Source organism: Enterobacter sp. ECC-175 (genome assembly GCF_043968675.1).
In the GTDB taxonomy this organism is placed as follows: domain Bacteria; phylum Pseudomonadota; class Gammaproteobacteria; order Enterobacterales; family Enterobacteriaceae; genus Enterobacter.
The window spans coordinates 116,861-131,128 of sequence record NZ_CP143776.1 but is presented as its reverse complement, the minus strand read 5'-3'; the positions used below and the strand labels follow the sequence as shown (position 1 = coordinate 131,128).

Genomic DNA, 14,268 nt, shown 5'->3' with positions numbered 1-14,268 from the left:
GAAGGGCTGAGACATTATCATCGTCAGATAATGACTAAAAGGGATTTAAATCCCCGTTTTTAGTGGGTGATAGTGGAGTTTTAGGCGACGTTTAGCGTTCAGTCAAGATCGGAACAATTCACAAGTTTGAGGGGATTAACGGAGTTCATATTACGGCACTTATCGGTTTCGGTACTCATTAGCTCAATCCACTGCATCAGCAGCGCATCGAAAAGAAAAACGAAGAGCGCAAAAACGACCAGCCACCAGTATTTACGAAGCATTATGCCATTCCGGGTGAAAAGAGCCTTTGAGGTGCTGGGAATATACACCAATAACGGACGTTGAAAAGTGGGAAACGTGAAGGTTTACATTGTCTTGACAGACGGTGCGGAGGCGATAAAAAAGGCGCTTCCCCATGCCGAAGAGCGCCTTTTTAAACAAGCAGTTAGCTGATTAGTATCAGTTCATGCCGTATTTTTTCAATTTCTTACGCAGAGTACCACGGTTGATACCCATCATCAGCGCAGCGCGGGTTTGGTTACCGCGGGTGTATTGCATCACCATGTCCAACAGTGGCTGTTCAACTTCAGCCAGTACCAGCTCATACAGGTCATTAACATCCTGACCATTCAATTGAGCAAAATAGTTCTTCAGTGCCTGTTTAACCGAGTCACGCAGGGGCTTTTGAGTCACCTGATCCTGAGAGTTAACGGTGGAAACGGTCAGTACGTCAGAATTTACGCGTTGTTCGAACATAGTTCTGTCAGCTCTTTATTTCATTACGCAAGATTTTCGAAGTATGCCTCCAACGCCTCCAGCTGTTCGCTGGCATCCTCTATGGCGTTGAATGTGCGCCGAAACTGGTCATTTGGAGCGTGCTCCTGGAGATACCAGGAGACGTGTTTACGCGCAATTCGGTACCCTTTTGCCTGGCCGTAATGGTCATGCAATTCCCGAACGTGCGAACAAAGCAAGCGCTTGACCTCTGCCAGAGGCAGCGGGGCAAGCAGCTCCCCAGTGTCCAGATAATGCTGGATTTCCCGAAAGATCCAGGGTCTTCCCTGAGCGGCACGTCCTATCATCAGAGCGTCAGCTCCCGTATAGTCGAGCACAGCTCTGGCTTTAAGCGGGTCAGTAATGTCACCATTCGCGATAATCGGAATGGAAACTGTCTGCTTAACTGCCCGAATGCTGTCGTATTCAGCTTCACCGTTGAACAAACAGGCGCGAGTGCGTCCATGTATGGTCAGGGCCTGAATGCCACAGTCTTCGGCCAGTTGGGCAATCTCTACACAGTTACGGTGTTCCGGCGACCAACCCGTGCGAATCTTTAACGTAACAGGGACGTCCACTGCGCTGACAACCGCCGTCAGGATAGACTTCACCTGGTCGGGGTATTGCAGAAGGGCTGAACCTGCAAGCTTGCGATTCACTTTCTTGGCCGGGCACCCCATATTGATATCAATAATCTGGGCACCACTTTCCACGTTGATACGCGCGGCATCTGCCATCTCTTCCGGTACGCTTCCGGCAATTTGCACGGTGCGAATACCGGGTTCATCAATGTGCACCATCCGTAAACGGGATTTATCGCTTTCCCAAACCTGCGGGTTAGACGACATCATCTCGGAAACGGTTAGTCCTGCTCCCATCTCGTAGCACAGCGTCCTGAACGGCCGGTCGGTAATACCTGCCATAGGGGCTGCGATCAGGCGATTTCTGAGCTGGTGGTGTCCGATGCGCATGAGTTAAGAAATGACCATACTGTGACTGCAAGGCGGCGTATATTACGCATTTTTTGCACGAGATGAAAGGCCAAACTTTGAACAATCCACTGCGGTAGATCAAGGAATCGCCGCGTGGTTTTGCGAAGGGGATTTATTCACTATTTAAATCATTATGTTATGAGAGAATGGTGGTTTTATGTACGCTTACAATTTCCCGTAACTTCTCATCATTTCTGAAAAAATGAATCCCTTAGCCGGGATATTCTGCTGTTTTTAGCAGCAGAATATCCCGCTTCTTTGCGATCTGAGTCGCATTTTAGAACATGATATCAGCCTAAAAACGGGACGTTATTCAACAACCAGGCGACCGTGCAGTGACTGTACCGGGCGGTTATTATCGTGATGCATGGTATGGGTGAATTTCGCCAGCTGTTCAGCGGAGAGGGTTAGCGGCTTCTTGAGGACGACCCAGGTGACGCCTTCAGAGCACGGCGGAGTGGTCAGAGATCCGCTAAAGCGCCAGTAGGTTTTATTTTTGGGCAGCAGCTTATTCACATCCAGATTTTCTGTGATGGAGACGTTCTGCTCGGCCTGCTCGGGCATCACGCCCCACAGCTTTTCAAGCTCGGCATTTGCGGCGCCCTTATCGAACATGACCGCAACCACCACCAGCTCGCCCTTGTCGTTTTTGTGTACCAGATGCATCTCCATCGCGTACTTTTTGCCATGCACGGTATTTTCGCTCGGCGCGTGGAAATGGAGCTGCTGCAGCGTCCAGCTTTGCTTATCGAGGGTAATGCTGTCGCGGGTGTCGGCTTTTTCACTCGCCTGAATGGTATGGCCGTTGTTCGTTAGCGTGACGGGACCGTCGCTGTAGTGCGTTTGCAGCGGGGAGAAGTGGGCTTTCACCGTGGAATCAATGTCGATAGGGGATTGGTTCATTCCGGTTTGACACGTTTTGTAAGCGTCATCCAGTTCACCCCAATGTTCCGGTGCGCCTTCGCCCTGATAGCTCCAGTGGGAAGCGTAGGCCGATGTTGAGAGGATGCTTAGCGCCAGCAGCGCTACCTTGCCAGTAAAGTGTTTCATTATATTCTTCCTATGAATTTTTTTATTCAAATCAATAATTATCATTATGATTTGTGTGGTTATTTTAGCGGAGAAAGGAAGAAGCCGGGAGGAATATCAGAAGGAGAAAGGCGTGGTCAGAGGACCACGCCAAATGCTTATTTTTTACGACCGGTAATACGGCACCACTCTTCTTTCTCTACCACCGGGTCGAGGGTAAAAAGATCGGCATAGGCATCGCACACGCCGTCGGCCTGGCTCGCGAGGATGCCGGAAAGGCCCAGCAGGCCGCCCTCAACGGGCAGCACGCTGATTAACGGTGCCAGTTCGCGCAGTGGGCCTGCCAGAATGTTCGCGACGACGACGTCGGCTTTCATGGCTTCTGGCTGTGCATCCGGCAGATACAGCTCAAGGCGATCGGAGACGCCGTTGCGCTCGGCGTTATCGCGGCTGGCCTGAATGGCCTGCGGATCGATGTCGATCCCGATGGCTTTTGCGGCACCTAGCTTCAGCGCGGCGATCGCCAGGATCCCCGAGCCGCAGCCGAAGTCGATCACGGTTTTCCCTTCGAGATCCAGACCGTCCAGCCACTGCAGACAGAGCGACGTCGTGGGATGCGTGCCGGTGCCGAACGCCAGGCCCGGATCGAGCATCACATTCACCGCATTTTCATCAGGCACGTCGCGCCAGCTAGGGCAGATCCAGAGGCGTTTGCCGAACTGCATCGGGTGGAAGTTATCCATCCACTCGCGCTCCCAGTCCTTATCCTCAAGCTGCTCAATTTTATGGGCAAAGCCTGCGCCCAGCAGGGGATGGTTTTCCAGAATGGCAACCACCTCTTTCATATCGGTTTCGGCATCAAACAGGCCGATCACGTCGGTATCGCCCCACAGGCGCGTTTCGCCCGGCAGCGGCTCGAAGACCGGCGTATCATGCGTGTCCTGGAAGGTGATAGAGACCGAGCCGGCCTCCATCAGCGCATCGCTCAGCTCTTCGGCGTTGGCGCCGGTTGTATTCAGTTTTAGTTGGATCCACGGCATGGCAAAACTCTTTATTTATCAGTAGAAATCATAGCGGGCTGCGGAACAGGGTGACCAAAACGGTTCCCGACCACAAACGCCAGTAAACTTAACAGTAGCGAAGGCACAATCGGATGGAAGCCCAGGTACTGAATCTTAAACGTTGCCAGCACGGCATACAGCACGCCGCCGACAATCATTCCGCTCAGCGCACCGGCAGCGTTGGCTCGCTCCCAGTAAAGCCCCAGCACCAGCGGCCACAGGAAGACCGCCTCAAGCCCACCGAACGCGAGCAGGTTGAGCCAGATGATCATCTCCGGCGGACGCCAGGCGGCCAGCAGCAGCAACGCCCCTAACAGCAGCGTAATCACGGCTGACATCCGCTTCAGGCGTCGCTCGTTTTCGACCTGCTCCGGGCGCAGGTTCAGATAGAGGTCTTTAATGATCGTAGCGGAACTCTGCAGTAGCTGGGCGTTAATGGTCGACATTATGGCGGCCATTGGCGCGGCAAGGAATATCCCCGCGGCAAAAGGCGGAAGCACTTTGACCATCAGTGTCGGGATCACCAAATCGGGAACCGTAAGGTCGGGGATCACCGCGCGTCCTAACGCACCCGCCAGATGCATACCGAACATCAGGATTGCAACAACGACCGTCCCGATAATAATGCCCCGGTGAACGGCTTTGCTGTCTTTATAGGAGATACAACGCACGGCGGTATGCGGCAGGCCAATCACCCCAAAGCACACCAGCACCCAGAACGACGTCATAAACGTTGGCGAAAGGATATCATCCGCACCCTGTGGGGAAATCAGTTTCGGGTCAATCGCTTCAAGGGTTTCAACGGCATGGCTCAGGCCACCTGCGGCGTGAACAATTCCCACCAGCAGAACGATTGTGCCGACGAGCATCACCATCCCCTGCAGCGTATCGTTCAGCACGCTGGCGCGGAATCCGCCAAAGGCGGTATACAGCGCAATGCTCACCCCAAAGATGATAAGGCCCGTCTCGTAGGGGATCCCTGCAGCGGTTTCCAGCAATCGTGCCCCGCCGATAAACTGTACCGTCATTGCACCAATAAACGCGACCAGCAGGCTTAAGCTTGCCAGCCACACCAGCAGACGGCTCTGGTAGCGCGCAAACAGCATATCGTTGAGCGTCACGGCGTTATAACGGCGTGCCAGAATGGCAAACTTTTTACCCAGTATACCCAGCGAGAGCCAGACGGCAGGCAGCTGAATCATTGCTAGCAGCACCCAACCTAACCCGTATTTATAGGCTGCACCGGGACCACCGATAAACGAGCTGGCGCTGATATAGGTGGCAGTAAGCGTCATGGCTAACACGACTCCGCCCATCGAGCGACTGCCGAGGAAATACTCATTGAGGAAGGTGCCGGTAGTTCGCTTACGCATTGCATAAACGGACAAAACAAATACGACCACCAGGTACGCGACCAGCGGCAGAATGACTTCAAGCTGCATCATCATCCTCCAGCGGGATATCCCGGTAGATAAATTTCACCATTGCCCAGCACAGCAGGATAAAGACCAGCGGCACCAGCAGGCAGGCCATTTCGAACCAGTGCGGCAGGCCGGTTATGCCGATAGCGGAATCAGGTAAGTAAGCGGTTGCTAACCATGCGGCAAGATAGAGAAGGGTCAGCCACAGCGCCCAGCGCGCTTCTTTATGGGCCTGAACAAAACGCTTGTCCATTTTTTGTCCCTTATGGATAAAGAAAGCGAGGATTGTACATGATGGGGCATGGCTCCCCCCAGAAATAAAAAAGGCCGGATTAACCGGCCTTTTAGCGTTGCTGCAAAATTACTTCTCTTGCAGACCGAGTTTTTTCTCCAGATAGTGGATGTTGGTTCCACCATTCTGGAAGTGCTCGTCGCTCATGATGCGCATCTGCAGATCAACGTTGGTTTTAATACCGTCGATGATCAGCTCCTGCAGGGCGTTCTTCATGCGGGCAATCGCCACGTCACGGTTTTCGCCGTAGCAGATAAGCTTACCGATCATGGAGTCATAGTACGGCGGTACGGTGTAGCCGGCGTAGATATGAGACTCCCAGCGTACGCCAAAGCCGCCCGGCGCGTGGAAACGCGTGATTTTACCCGGGCTTGGCAGGAAGGTGTTCGGGTCTTCGGCGTTAATACGGCACTCGACCGCATGGCCTTTCACCACAACTTCTTCCTGCTTGATGGACAGAGGCTGACCGGCTGCAATACGCAGCTGTTCTTTGATCAGGTCAACGCCGGTGATCATTTCGGTAACCGGGTGTTCAACCTGAATACGGGTGTTCATCTCGATGAAGTAGAACTCGCCGTTTTCGAACAGGAACTCGAACGTACCCGCGCCGCGATAGCCGATATCCACACACGCCTTGGCACAGCGCTCGCCGATGTAGCGACGCAGTTCCGGGGTAATGCCCGGTGCTGGCGCTTCTTCGACCACTTTCTGGTGACGACGCTGCATGGAGCAGTCGCGCTCTGCCAGATAGATCGCATTACCCTGACCGTCAGCCAGCACCTGAATTTCGATGTGGCGTGGGTTTTCCAGGTATTTTTCCATGTACACCATGTCATTGCTGAAAGCGGCTTTCGCTTCTGCTTTGGTCATGGAGATGGACTGCGCCAGTTCAGCATCGCTGCGTACAACGCGCATACCGCGACCGCCGCCGCCGCCGGACGCCTTGATGATAACCGGGTAGCCAATGCGTTTAGCATGGGCACGGTTGGCATCCATATCGTCGGTCAGCGGGCCGTCAGAGCCAGGCACGGTAGGAACACCGGCTTTCTTCATCGCGGTGATGGCCGACACTTTGTCGCCCATCAGGCGAATGGTATCGGCTTTCGGGCCGATGAAGATAAAGCCAGAGCGCTCAACCTGCTCGGCGAAGTTGGCGTTCTCAGAGAGGAAGCCATAACCCGGGTGAATAGCCACCGCGCCGGTGATTTCAGCGGCGCTGATGATCGCCGGGATGTTCAGATAGCTTTTTACGGACGGAGCCGGGCCAATACAGACCGTCTCATCCGCCAGCAATACGTGTTTTAAATCGCGATCCGCGCTTGAGTGCACGGCCACGGTCTTGATGCCCAGTTCTTTACAGGCACGAAGAATACGCAGTGCAATCTCGCCGCGGTTGGCGATAACAATTTTATCCAGCATGTGCGCCTCGTTACTCGATGACGACCAGCGGCTCGTCAAATTCTACCGGCTGACCACTTTCGACCAGAATCGCTTTCACAGTACCTGACTTATCAGCTTCGATCTGGTTCATCATTTTCATGGCTTCAACGATGCACAGGGTATCGCCTACGTTGACTTTCTGACCGATTTCGATGAACGCTTTCGCGTCCGGGCTCGGGGTGCGGTAGAAAGTACCAACCATTGGGGAACGTACGATGTGGCCACTGATTTCTGCAGCTGCTGCAGGTGCGGCTTCTGCTGCTGGCGCAACGGCTGCGGAGAGCGCAGGCTGCTGCACTGGCGCAGCATAGGCTTGCTGCATGACCGGGAAGCTAGCGGCTGGGGCTGCACGGCTGATGCGTACAGACTCTTCGCCTTCAGAAATTTCCAGTTCGGAGATGCCTGATTCTTCAACCAGCTCGATCAGTTTTTTAATCTTACGAATATCCATGAGTGGGTTCCGTACTCTTGTTTAGTGTGATTGTGACAGGCGTTTTACCGCTGTCTGTAAAGCGTATGAATAACCGTCAGCGCCCAGACCACAGATAACGCCAGCAGCGATGTCTGACAGATAAGAGTGGTGGCGGAACGGCTCTCGGGCGTGCACGTTGCTCAGGTGGATCTCGATAAACGGGATGCTCACCGCGAGCAGTGCATCGCGAATAGCAACACTGGTGTGCGTAAACGCGGCCGGATTGATCAGGATATAGTCCACAGTGTCTTTAGCCTGATGAATACGGTCGATGATTGCGTACTCCGCGTTAGACTGAAAATGATCCAAATCCACATTCAGCGACGCTGCTTCCGTGCTCAGACGGTTAACAATTTCGCCTAATGTTAGCGTGCCATACTTCTCCGGCTCACGGGTGCCGAGCATGTTTAAATTCGGCCCGTTTAAAACTAAGATTTGAAACTTGTCAGCCATTATGTCGCTATCTCCTGCGATTTTCCGGTAAAAGACAAAATATACCTTCAATGCACGATTGTCACCCTTTCAGAGGCTGAAAACCGCTGTCCGGAAAACCGAAGTCGCACATTATAACGATTTCGTAGCATTTGGCAGCTAAATACTGGTCTTATCAGGGAAGATTATCAACCGCTATCCGTAAAAGATTCGCGGTTGTCAGGTAATCTGCGGGAAAACGCACACTTTCAGGAACTATCTAAACCATTGGCGAAACTTCTTGTAACGCCAGGCTAAAAGGGCCAAAGCCGCCAGCGCGTAGAGGATAGGCTGTGGGGATAATATCTTCACCGACCAAAGATAATGGACCGGCGCGAGGATCGCGACAAGATAGACGAAGTTGTGCAAAAGCTGCCAGCGTCTGCCCAGTTTACGCTGCGCATACTGCGTCGACGTCAGCGCGAGCGCAAGCAAAACCAGCCAGCTGATGATCCCCAGCGTCAGGTAAGGGCGCGACACCAGCTCGCGGCCAAGCAATGCCAGATTGTTAATGCCCAGCTCAAGCAGCGCGTAGCTGGTCAAATGCAGCGTCGCCCAGGCAAAGCACCATAGCCCTAAAAGACGGCGGGTGCGTATCAATAAAGGCTGTTTAGCGTAGCGCGCCAGCGGAGTCACCAGCAAGGTAGCGAGTAAAAATTTCAGAGCCATCCTACCGGTAAAATGCTGGATATCCTTTGCCGGATCGGCGCTGAAATAGCCCTGGCTGGCGGCCCAAAAGAGCCAGATAAAAGGAAGCAATCCGGCCAGGTGCAGCAGCACCTTAAGCCAGATTATCTGCTTTGCGGTTAAGCGCACCTAGAAGTTCTCCCGTAAATTAAGCCCACGATACAAAGACGCCACTTCGTCCGCGTAGCCGTTGAACAGCAGAGTCGGCTGACGCTTAACGTCCAGCGCGCCGCCGGAGCCAATAAACCGCTCGGTGGCCTGCGACCAGCGGGGGTGATCCACATGCGGGTTCACGTTGGCGAAGAAACCGTACTCGTCAGGCGCCGCCAGATTCCAGGTGGTTGGCGGACGTTCGCGGGTGAGCTTAATGCTGACGATCGATTTTATTCCCTTAAAGCCGTATTTCCACGGTACGGTCAGGCGGATAGGCGCGCCGTTTTGCGGCGGCAGCGCCTTGCCGTAGACGCCCACGGTCAGCAGCGTGAGGGGATGCATGGCTTCATCAAGCCGCAGCCCCTCGACGTAAGGATATTCCAGCCCGCCGCCGATAAAGCGATCCTTCTGCCCCGGCATTTCGTCCGGCGCGTATCGCGTCTGAAAGGAGACATATTTCGCGTTGCTGGTGGGTTCCACCATCGCCAGCAGCTTGTGCAACGGGAAACCGACCCATGGCACTACCATTGACCAGGCTTCCACGCAGCGCATGCGGTAAATTCGCTCTTCTAGCGTAAAGCGGGTCGTGAGGTCGTGGTGATCAAGGGTGAGCGGCTTCGCCACTTCGCCGTCGATTTTCAGCGTCCACGGATCGGTTTTCATACCGCCCGCGTTGGCGGCTGGGTCGGCCTTATCGAGGCCAAATTCGTAGAAGTTATTATAACCGGTGACTTTATCTTCGGGCGTCAGCGTCAGCTTGTTTTGCCACTGGGCGGGTTTGGTGAAGGTAAGCGGCGCGCCGGAAGGGGCTTTCGGGCGATCGTTGCCTTTAAACCAGTCGAGCAGATCGGCATGGGCTGCGGGAGTGAGCGTCAGGGCGGTGGCGCTGATGCCTAACATTTTCAGGATTTGGCGACGTTGCAGCATAAAGACAGATTCGGACGTTACGTCGGCTTCCGTCAGCTTTCGGGTTTTCATGGCATCCTCCGTCATGCGTTTTTCTAAGCATGACGGAGGAGAGGGATTAGCGCGAATATGTCACGAAAATTTGAAGATTAGGCAATCTTCACCAGCGCGCGACCGTGGAACTGGTTGTCCATGATTTTCGCTGCATATTCAGGCGCTTGTTCAAGGGCGATTTCCGTGGCGCTCTGCGTAAAGAATGCGTCAGGCAGGTCTTGCACCAGGCGTTCCCAGGCCTGCGCGCGGCGCGCGGCGGGGGTCATTACCGAATCAACGCCCTGCAGGCGCACGTTGCGAAGAATAAACGGCATTACGGTGGTGGGCAGCGCAAAACCGCCCGCCAGGCCGCAGGCCGCCACGCAGCCGCCGTAATTCATCTGCGCTAGCACCTTGGCCAGCACTTTGTCACCCACGGTATCCACCGCGCCGGCCCAAACCTGTTTCTCCAGCGGGCGCGTTTCGGCAAATTCGTCGCGCCCCAGAATACGGCTGGCGCCCAGCTGGCGCAGGTAGTCGTGCGTGCTTTCACGGCCGGTGACGGCAGCAACCTGATAGCCGAGTTTATGCAGCAGCGTGACCGCCGTGCTGCCCACGCCGCCGCTGGCGCCGGTCACCACAATCTCGCCATCCTGAGGACGAACGCCGGCATCTTCCAGCGCCATCACGCACAGCATGGCGGTAAACCCTGCGGTACCGACAATCATCGCTTTCCGGCCGTCCAGGCCTTTCGGCATCGGCACCAGCCAGTCGCCTTTTACGCGCGCCTGCGCGGCCAGTCCGCCCCAGTGGTTTTCCCCAACGCCCCAGCCGGTAAGCAGCACTTCCTGCCCGACGTGGAAGCGCGGATCTTCACTCGCGTGAACGCGGCCTGCAAAGTCGATGCCCGGCACCATTGGGAAATTTCGGATGATTTTACCTTTGCCCGTGATGGCCAGCGCATCCTTATAGTTTAGGCTGGACCAGTCAATATCGACGGTGACGTCGCCTTCCGGCAGGCGGCTTTCCTCAACGGTTTGCACCGAGGCCAGCGTTTTGCCTTCCTGCTGTTCTAAGATCAATGCCTGCATACGGGGTCCTCACTAGGTTTGACGATTGGAAAATAATCCCTGAAGACTATACTCGCTAAGTGAAACGCTATGCCGATTTAACGCAATAAATTGCCAGATACGCCAGGTTTGGTAGTATGTCGCATCTTAAATGCAAGTTAGTGCTTACTTGCATTCCCATCAACCCACGGAGTAATCTCAAGGATGCGATTAACGACGAAGTTTTCAGCTTTTACCACCTTGCTGACGGGGCTTACAATATTTGTCACGCTGATGGGATGTTCTCTCAGTTTTTACATTGCGATTCAGGACAAGCTGATGAATCGCGTCCAGTCGGTGGCGTCCGTCATTGATTCACGTTTGATTACGACGTCGTTTCCGGCGCTCTCCCGCGAGCTGGACGAGATGATGGTCCCGGTTGATATTGTCCAGATCGATATCATGCAGGGTAACAAGACGGTTTTCAGCCACGCCCGGCAAACAAGCTACCGCCCCGCGGGGACAATCAATCAGTATCGCGACGTGACGGTTCCGTCACTTAAACATCCCGGCATGTCCATCCACATGGTCTATCTCGACCCGATGGCGAGCTACTTCCGCTCATTGATGACCACCGCGCCGCTGACGGTCGCCGTTGCGTTTATCGTGCTGCTGATTTTCCTTGCGGTCCGCTGGCAGCGACGCCAGCTATCCGGGCAGGAGCTGCTGGAAATGCGCTCCATCCGTATTCTAAACGGTGAGCGCGGCCCGCAGGTACGCGGTTCGGTGTATGAATGGCCGTCCCGCACCAGCAGCGCGCTGGACGTGCTGCTGTCCGACATTCAGTTTGCCAGCGAGCAGCGCAGCCGCATGGATACCCTGATTCGCTCCTATGCCGCGCAGGACAATAAAACGGGCCTGAATAACCGCCTCTTCTTTGATAACCAGCTGGCGACGCTGCTGGAAGATCCTGAAAAAGTCGGCACGCACGGCGTGGTGATGATCGTTCGCCTGCCTGACTTTGACCTGCTGCGCGACACGTGGGGGCAGCGGGCGACGGAAGAAACCTTTTTTACGCTGATCAACCTGCTGTCCACTTTTATTATGCGCTATCCCGGCTCGCTGCTGGCGCGCTATCGCCGCAGCGATTTTGCCGTGCTGTTGCCGCATCGGACCCTGAAGGAGTCCGAGAGCATTGCCAGCCAGCTGCTGAAGGCGGTTGATGGTCTACCCCAGAGCAAAATGCTCGACCGGGACGACATGGTCCATATCGGCATTTGCGCCTGGCGCGGAGGGCAGAGTACCGAACAGGTGATGGAGCATGCGGAGGCCGCCACCCGCAATGCCGTGTTACAGGGCGCGAACGGCTGGGCAATCTATGATGACTCTCTGCCGGAAAAAGGGCGCGGCAACGTGCGATGGCGTACTTTGATTGAGCAAATGCTCAATCGCGGTGGACCCCGTATTTATCAAAAACCAGCGGTAACAATAAAGGGCAACGTGCACCATCGGGAGCTGATGTGCCGTATTTTTGACGGTACGGAAGAGGTTATTTCCGCCGAGTATCTGCCAATGGTGCTGCAATTTGGTCTTTCCGAAGAGTATGACCGCCAGCAAATTACCCGCATTATTCCGTTTTTATCATTCTGGCCTGAAGAAACCCTCGCATTACAGGTGACCGTTGAGTCATTGATTCGCCCGCGTTTTCAGCGCTGGCTGCGCGATATATTAATGCAATGCGAAAAATCGCAACGCAAACGCATTATTTTTGAACTTGCAGAGGCCGATGTAGGTCAACACATCAGCCGGTTACGTCCGGTGGTACGTTTGATCAATGCGCTCGGCGCGCGCGTAGCGGTCACGCAGGCGGGTTTGACGCTGGTGAGTACCGCGTGGATCCAGGAGCTGGATGTGGAATTATTGAAGCTTCACCCCGGGTTGGTAAGAAATATCGAGAAACGGACGGAAAACCAGCTGCTGGTTCAGAGCCTGGTCGAAGCCTGCAAGGGAACGCAAACGCAAGTATTCGCTACGGGCGTGCGCGCCAGGAGCGAATGGCAGACGTTGACAGCGCGTGGTGTTACCGGCGGTCAGGGGGATTTTTTTGCCGCCTCACAGCCACTTGACACCAATGTGAAAAAATATTTGCAAAGATACTCTGTTTGACCTGCCGTTTACTTTGTTTTCACGTAGAATATCGCGCCTGTAGCTTTGAGTACGTCGAGCAAAAAGCCAGTGAACGACCTTTAACGGGTTACAAATGAAAGTGAGGGACGCTACTGTTTACTCAGCCCTGAGGGATTCAGGAAATGAATTTGTAACAAAGGTAACGTACTGCACTAATTTTCACCGTAGCAGCTGATTTTTGCGCCTTGTCGCTGCTGTGTGTGGTTGGTAAAGTAAGCGGATTTTCTTATCCGCCCCAGCTTTCAGGATTATCCCTTAGTATGTTGAAAAAATTTCGTGGCATGTTTTCCAATGACCTGTCCATTGACCTGGGTACCGCGAATACCCTTATCTATGTAAAAGGACAAGGCATCGTATTGAATGAGCCTTCCGTTGTGGCCATTCGTCAGGATCGTGCTGGCTCGCCGAAAAGCGTTGCCGCAGTGGGTCATGACGCGAAGCAGATGCTGGGCCGTACCCCAGGCAACATCGCCGCCATCCGCCCAATGAAAGACGGCGTTATCGCTGACTTCTTCGTGACTGAAAAAATGCTTCAGCACTTCATCAAGCAGGTTCACAGCAACAGCTTCATGCGCCCAAGCCCGCGCGTGCTGGTGTGCGTACCTGTTGGCGCAACTCAGGTTGAACGTCGCGCTATCCGCGAGTCCGCTCAGGGCGCAGGCGCGCGTGAAGTCTTCCTGATTGAAGAGCCAATGGCGGCGGCAATTGGTGCGGGTCTGCCTGTATCAGAAGCGACCGGCTCTATGGTAGTGGATATCGGTGGTGGTACCACTGAAGTTGCCGTTATCTCCCTGAACGGCGTGGTGTACTCCTCCTCCGTGCGTATCGGCGGTGATCGTTTCGACGAAGCCATCATCAATTATGTTCGCCGTAACTACGGCTCTCTGATCGGTGAAGCCACCGCAGAGCGTATCAAGCATGAAATCGGTTCTGCCTACCCAGGCGATGAAGTGCGCGAAATCGAAGTGCGCGGTCGTAACCTGGCGGAAGGCGTTCCACGCGGCTTTACCCTGAACTCCAACGAAATTCTGGAAGCGCTGCAAGAGCCGCTGACCGGTATCGTGAGCGCGGTCATGGTTGCGCTGGAGCAATGCCCACCAGAGCTGGCGTCCGATATCTCCGAGCGCGGTATGGTTCTGACCGGTGGTGGTGCGCTGCTGCGTAACCTCGACCGCCTGTTAATGGAAGAGACAGGTATTCCTGTCGTAGTTGCAGAAGATCCACTGACTTGCGTCGCCCGCGGTGGTGGCAAGGCGCTGGAAATGATCGACATGCACGGCGGCGACTTGTTCAGCGAAGAGTAGTCATTGTGAAAGGGT

The 14,268-nt window shown here is 54.6% G+C and carries 15 protein-coding genes; 2 read left to right on the top strand and 13 right to left on the bottom strand.

Features of this window, described 5'->3' with window-relative positions; translation table 11 throughout:
* Positions 1-98 precede the first annotated feature (98 nt).
* From V1599_RS00640 to V1599_RS00580, 13 genes are all read right to left on the bottom strand, one after another.
* Entirely contained in the window at positions 99-263 is a 165-nt protein-coding gene (locus tag V1599_RS00640; RefSeq protein WP_112013099.1) for a DUF2556 family protein, read from the bottom strand.
* Positions 264-441: 178 nt separating this feature from the next.
* Positions 442-738: a DNA-binding transcriptional regulator Fis gene (gene fis, locus V1599_RS00635; protein ID WP_000462905.1), complete on the bottom strand. Its 297-nt coding sequence runs from the start codon at positions 736-738 to the stop codon at positions 442-444.
* Between the two features lie 23 nt (positions 739-761).
* Positions 762-1,727 (bottom strand): tRNA dihydrouridine synthase DusB, encoded by a 966-nt coding sequence (gene dusB / locus V1599_RS00630; RefSeq protein ID WP_112013100.1) that lies wholly within the window; start codon positions 1,725-1,727, stop codon positions 762-764.
* A gap of 330 nt (positions 1,728-2,057) precedes the next feature.
* Positions 2,058-2,798: a carbonic anhydrase gene (locus V1599_RS00625; protein ID WP_112013101.1), complete on the bottom strand. Its 741-nt coding sequence runs from the start codon at positions 2,796-2,798 to the stop codon at positions 2,058-2,060.
* Positions 2,799-2,935: 137 nt separating this feature from the next.
* Positions 2,936-3,817 (bottom strand): 50S ribosomal protein L11 methyltransferase, encoded by an 882-nt coding sequence (gene prmA / locus V1599_RS00620; protein WP_297116875.1) that lies wholly within the window; start codon positions 3,815-3,817, stop codon positions 2,936-2,938.
* 11 nt (positions 3,818-3,828) lie between these two features.
* Complete coding sequence (gene panF, locus V1599_RS00615; RefSeq protein WP_395301600.1) at positions 3,829-5,280, bottom strand: sodium/pantothenate symporter; 1,452 nt, start codon at positions 5,278-5,280, stop codon at positions 3,829-3,831.
* Positions 5,270-5,512, bottom strand: coding sequence for a YhdT family protein (locus V1599_RS00610; RefSeq protein WP_112013104.1), 243 nt, complete (start codon positions 5,510-5,512; stop codon positions 5,270-5,272). The genes panF and V1599_RS00610 overlap by 11 nt, the downstream gene beginning before the upstream one ends.
* A 108-nt stretch (positions 5,513-5,620) precedes the next feature.
* Positions 5,621-6,970, bottom strand: a complete 1,350-nt coding sequence (gene accC, locus V1599_RS00605; RefSeq protein ID WP_112013105.1) for an acetyl-CoA carboxylase biotin carboxylase subunit — start codon at positions 6,968-6,970, stop codon at positions 5,621-5,623.
* 10 nt (positions 6,971-6,980) lie between these two features.
* Entirely contained in the window at positions 6,981-7,442 is a 462-nt protein-coding gene (gene accB / locus V1599_RS00600) for an acetyl-CoA carboxylase biotin carboxyl carrier protein (RefSeq protein WP_112013106.1), read from the bottom strand.
* A 21-nt stretch (positions 7,443-7,463) separates the two neighbouring features.
* The gene (aroQ, locus tag V1599_RS00595) at positions 7,464-7,916 is read right to left on the bottom strand and encodes a type II 3-dehydroquinate dehydratase (protein ID WP_112013107.1); all 453 of its coding nucleotides are present in this window, start codon (positions 7,914-7,916) and stop codon (positions 7,464-7,466) included.
* Between the two features lie 234 nt (positions 7,917-8,150).
* The gene (msrQ, locus tag V1599_RS00590; protein ID WP_112013108.1) at positions 8,151-8,750 is read right to left on the bottom strand and encodes a protein-methionine-sulfoxide reductase heme-binding subunit MsrQ; all 600 of its coding nucleotides are present in this window, start codon (positions 8,748-8,750) and stop codon (positions 8,151-8,153) included.
* A complete protein-coding gene (gene msrP, locus V1599_RS00585; RefSeq protein WP_112013109.1) occupies positions 8,751-9,752 on the bottom strand; it encodes a protein-methionine-sulfoxide reductase catalytic subunit MsrP in 1,002 nt (333 codons plus the stop codon). It abuts the gene before it with no gap.
* 77 nt (positions 9,753-9,829) lie between these two features.
* The gene (locus V1599_RS00580; RefSeq protein WP_112013110.1) at positions 9,830-10,804 is read right to left on the bottom strand and encodes an MDR family oxidoreductase; all 975 of its coding nucleotides are present in this window, start codon (positions 10,802-10,804) and stop codon (positions 9,830-9,832) included.
* Between the two features lie 183 nt (positions 10,805-10,987).
* Here V1599_RS00580 and csrD point away from each other — a divergent pair, with 183 nt between their 5' ends.
* Both csrD and mreB read left to right on the top strand, forming a co-directional pair.
* Positions 10,988-12,928, top strand: coding sequence for an RNase E specificity factor CsrD (gene csrD / locus V1599_RS00575; RefSeq protein ID WP_112013111.1), 1,941 nt, complete (start codon positions 10,988-10,990; stop codon positions 12,926-12,928).
* Positions 12,929-13,209: 281 nt separating this feature from the next.
* Positions 13,210-14,253, top strand: coding sequence for a rod shape-determining protein MreB (gene mreB, locus V1599_RS00570; RefSeq protein WP_000913396.1), 1,044 nt, complete (start codon positions 13,210-13,212; stop codon positions 14,251-14,253).
* Positions 14,254-14,268 lie beyond the last annotated feature (15 nt).

Coding starts and splice junctions, on each gene's coding strand:
- V1599_RS00640 (WP_112013099.1), bottom strand. CDS start 263: ATGCTTCGTAAATACTGGTGGCTGGTCGTTTTTGCGCTCTTCGTTTTT.
- fis (WP_000462905.1), bottom strand. CDS start 738: ATGTTCGAACAACGCGTAAATTCTGACGTACTGACCGTTTCCACCGTT.
- dusB (WP_112013100.1), bottom strand. CDS start 1,727: ATGCGCATCGGACACCACCAGCTCAGAAATCGCCTGATCGCAGCCCCT.
- V1599_RS00625 (WP_112013101.1), bottom strand. CDS start 2,798: ATGAAACACTTTACTGGCAAGGTAGCGCTGCTGGCGCTAAGCATCCTC.
- prmA (WP_297116875.1), bottom strand. CDS start 3,817: ATGCCGTGGATCCAACTAAAACTGAATACAACCGGCGCCAACGCCGAA.
- panF (WP_395301600.1), bottom strand. CDS start 5,280: ATGCAGCTTGAAGTCATTCTGCCGCTGGTCGCGTACCTGGTGGTCGTA.
- V1599_RS00610 (WP_112013104.1), bottom strand. CDS start 5,512: ATGGACAAGCGTTTTGTTCAGGCCCATAAAGAAGCGCGCTGGGCGCTG.
- accC (WP_112013105.1), bottom strand. CDS start 6,970: ATGCTGGATAAAATTGTTATCGCCAACCGCGGCGAGATTGCACTGCGT.
- accB (WP_112013106.1), bottom strand. CDS start 7,442: ATGGATATTCGTAAGATTAAAAAACTGATCGAGCTGGTTGAAGAATCA.
- aroQ (WP_112013107.1), bottom strand. CDS start 7,916: ATGGCTGACAAGTTTCAAATCTTAGTTTTAAACGGGCCGAATTTAAAC.
- msrP (WP_112013109.1), bottom strand. CDS start 9,752: ATGAAAACCCGAAAGCTGACGGAAGCCGACGTAACGTCCGAATCTGTC.
- V1599_RS00580 (WP_112013110.1), bottom strand. CDS start 10,804: ATGCAGGCATTGATCTTAGAACAGCAGGAAGGCAAAACGCTGGCCTCG.
- csrD (WP_112013111.1), top strand. CDS start 10,988: ATGCGATTAACGACGAAGTTTTCAGCTTTTACCACCTTGCTGACGGGG.
- mreB (WP_000913396.1), top strand. CDS start 13,210: ATGTTGAAAAAATTTCGTGGCATGTTTTCCAATGACCTGTCCATTGAC.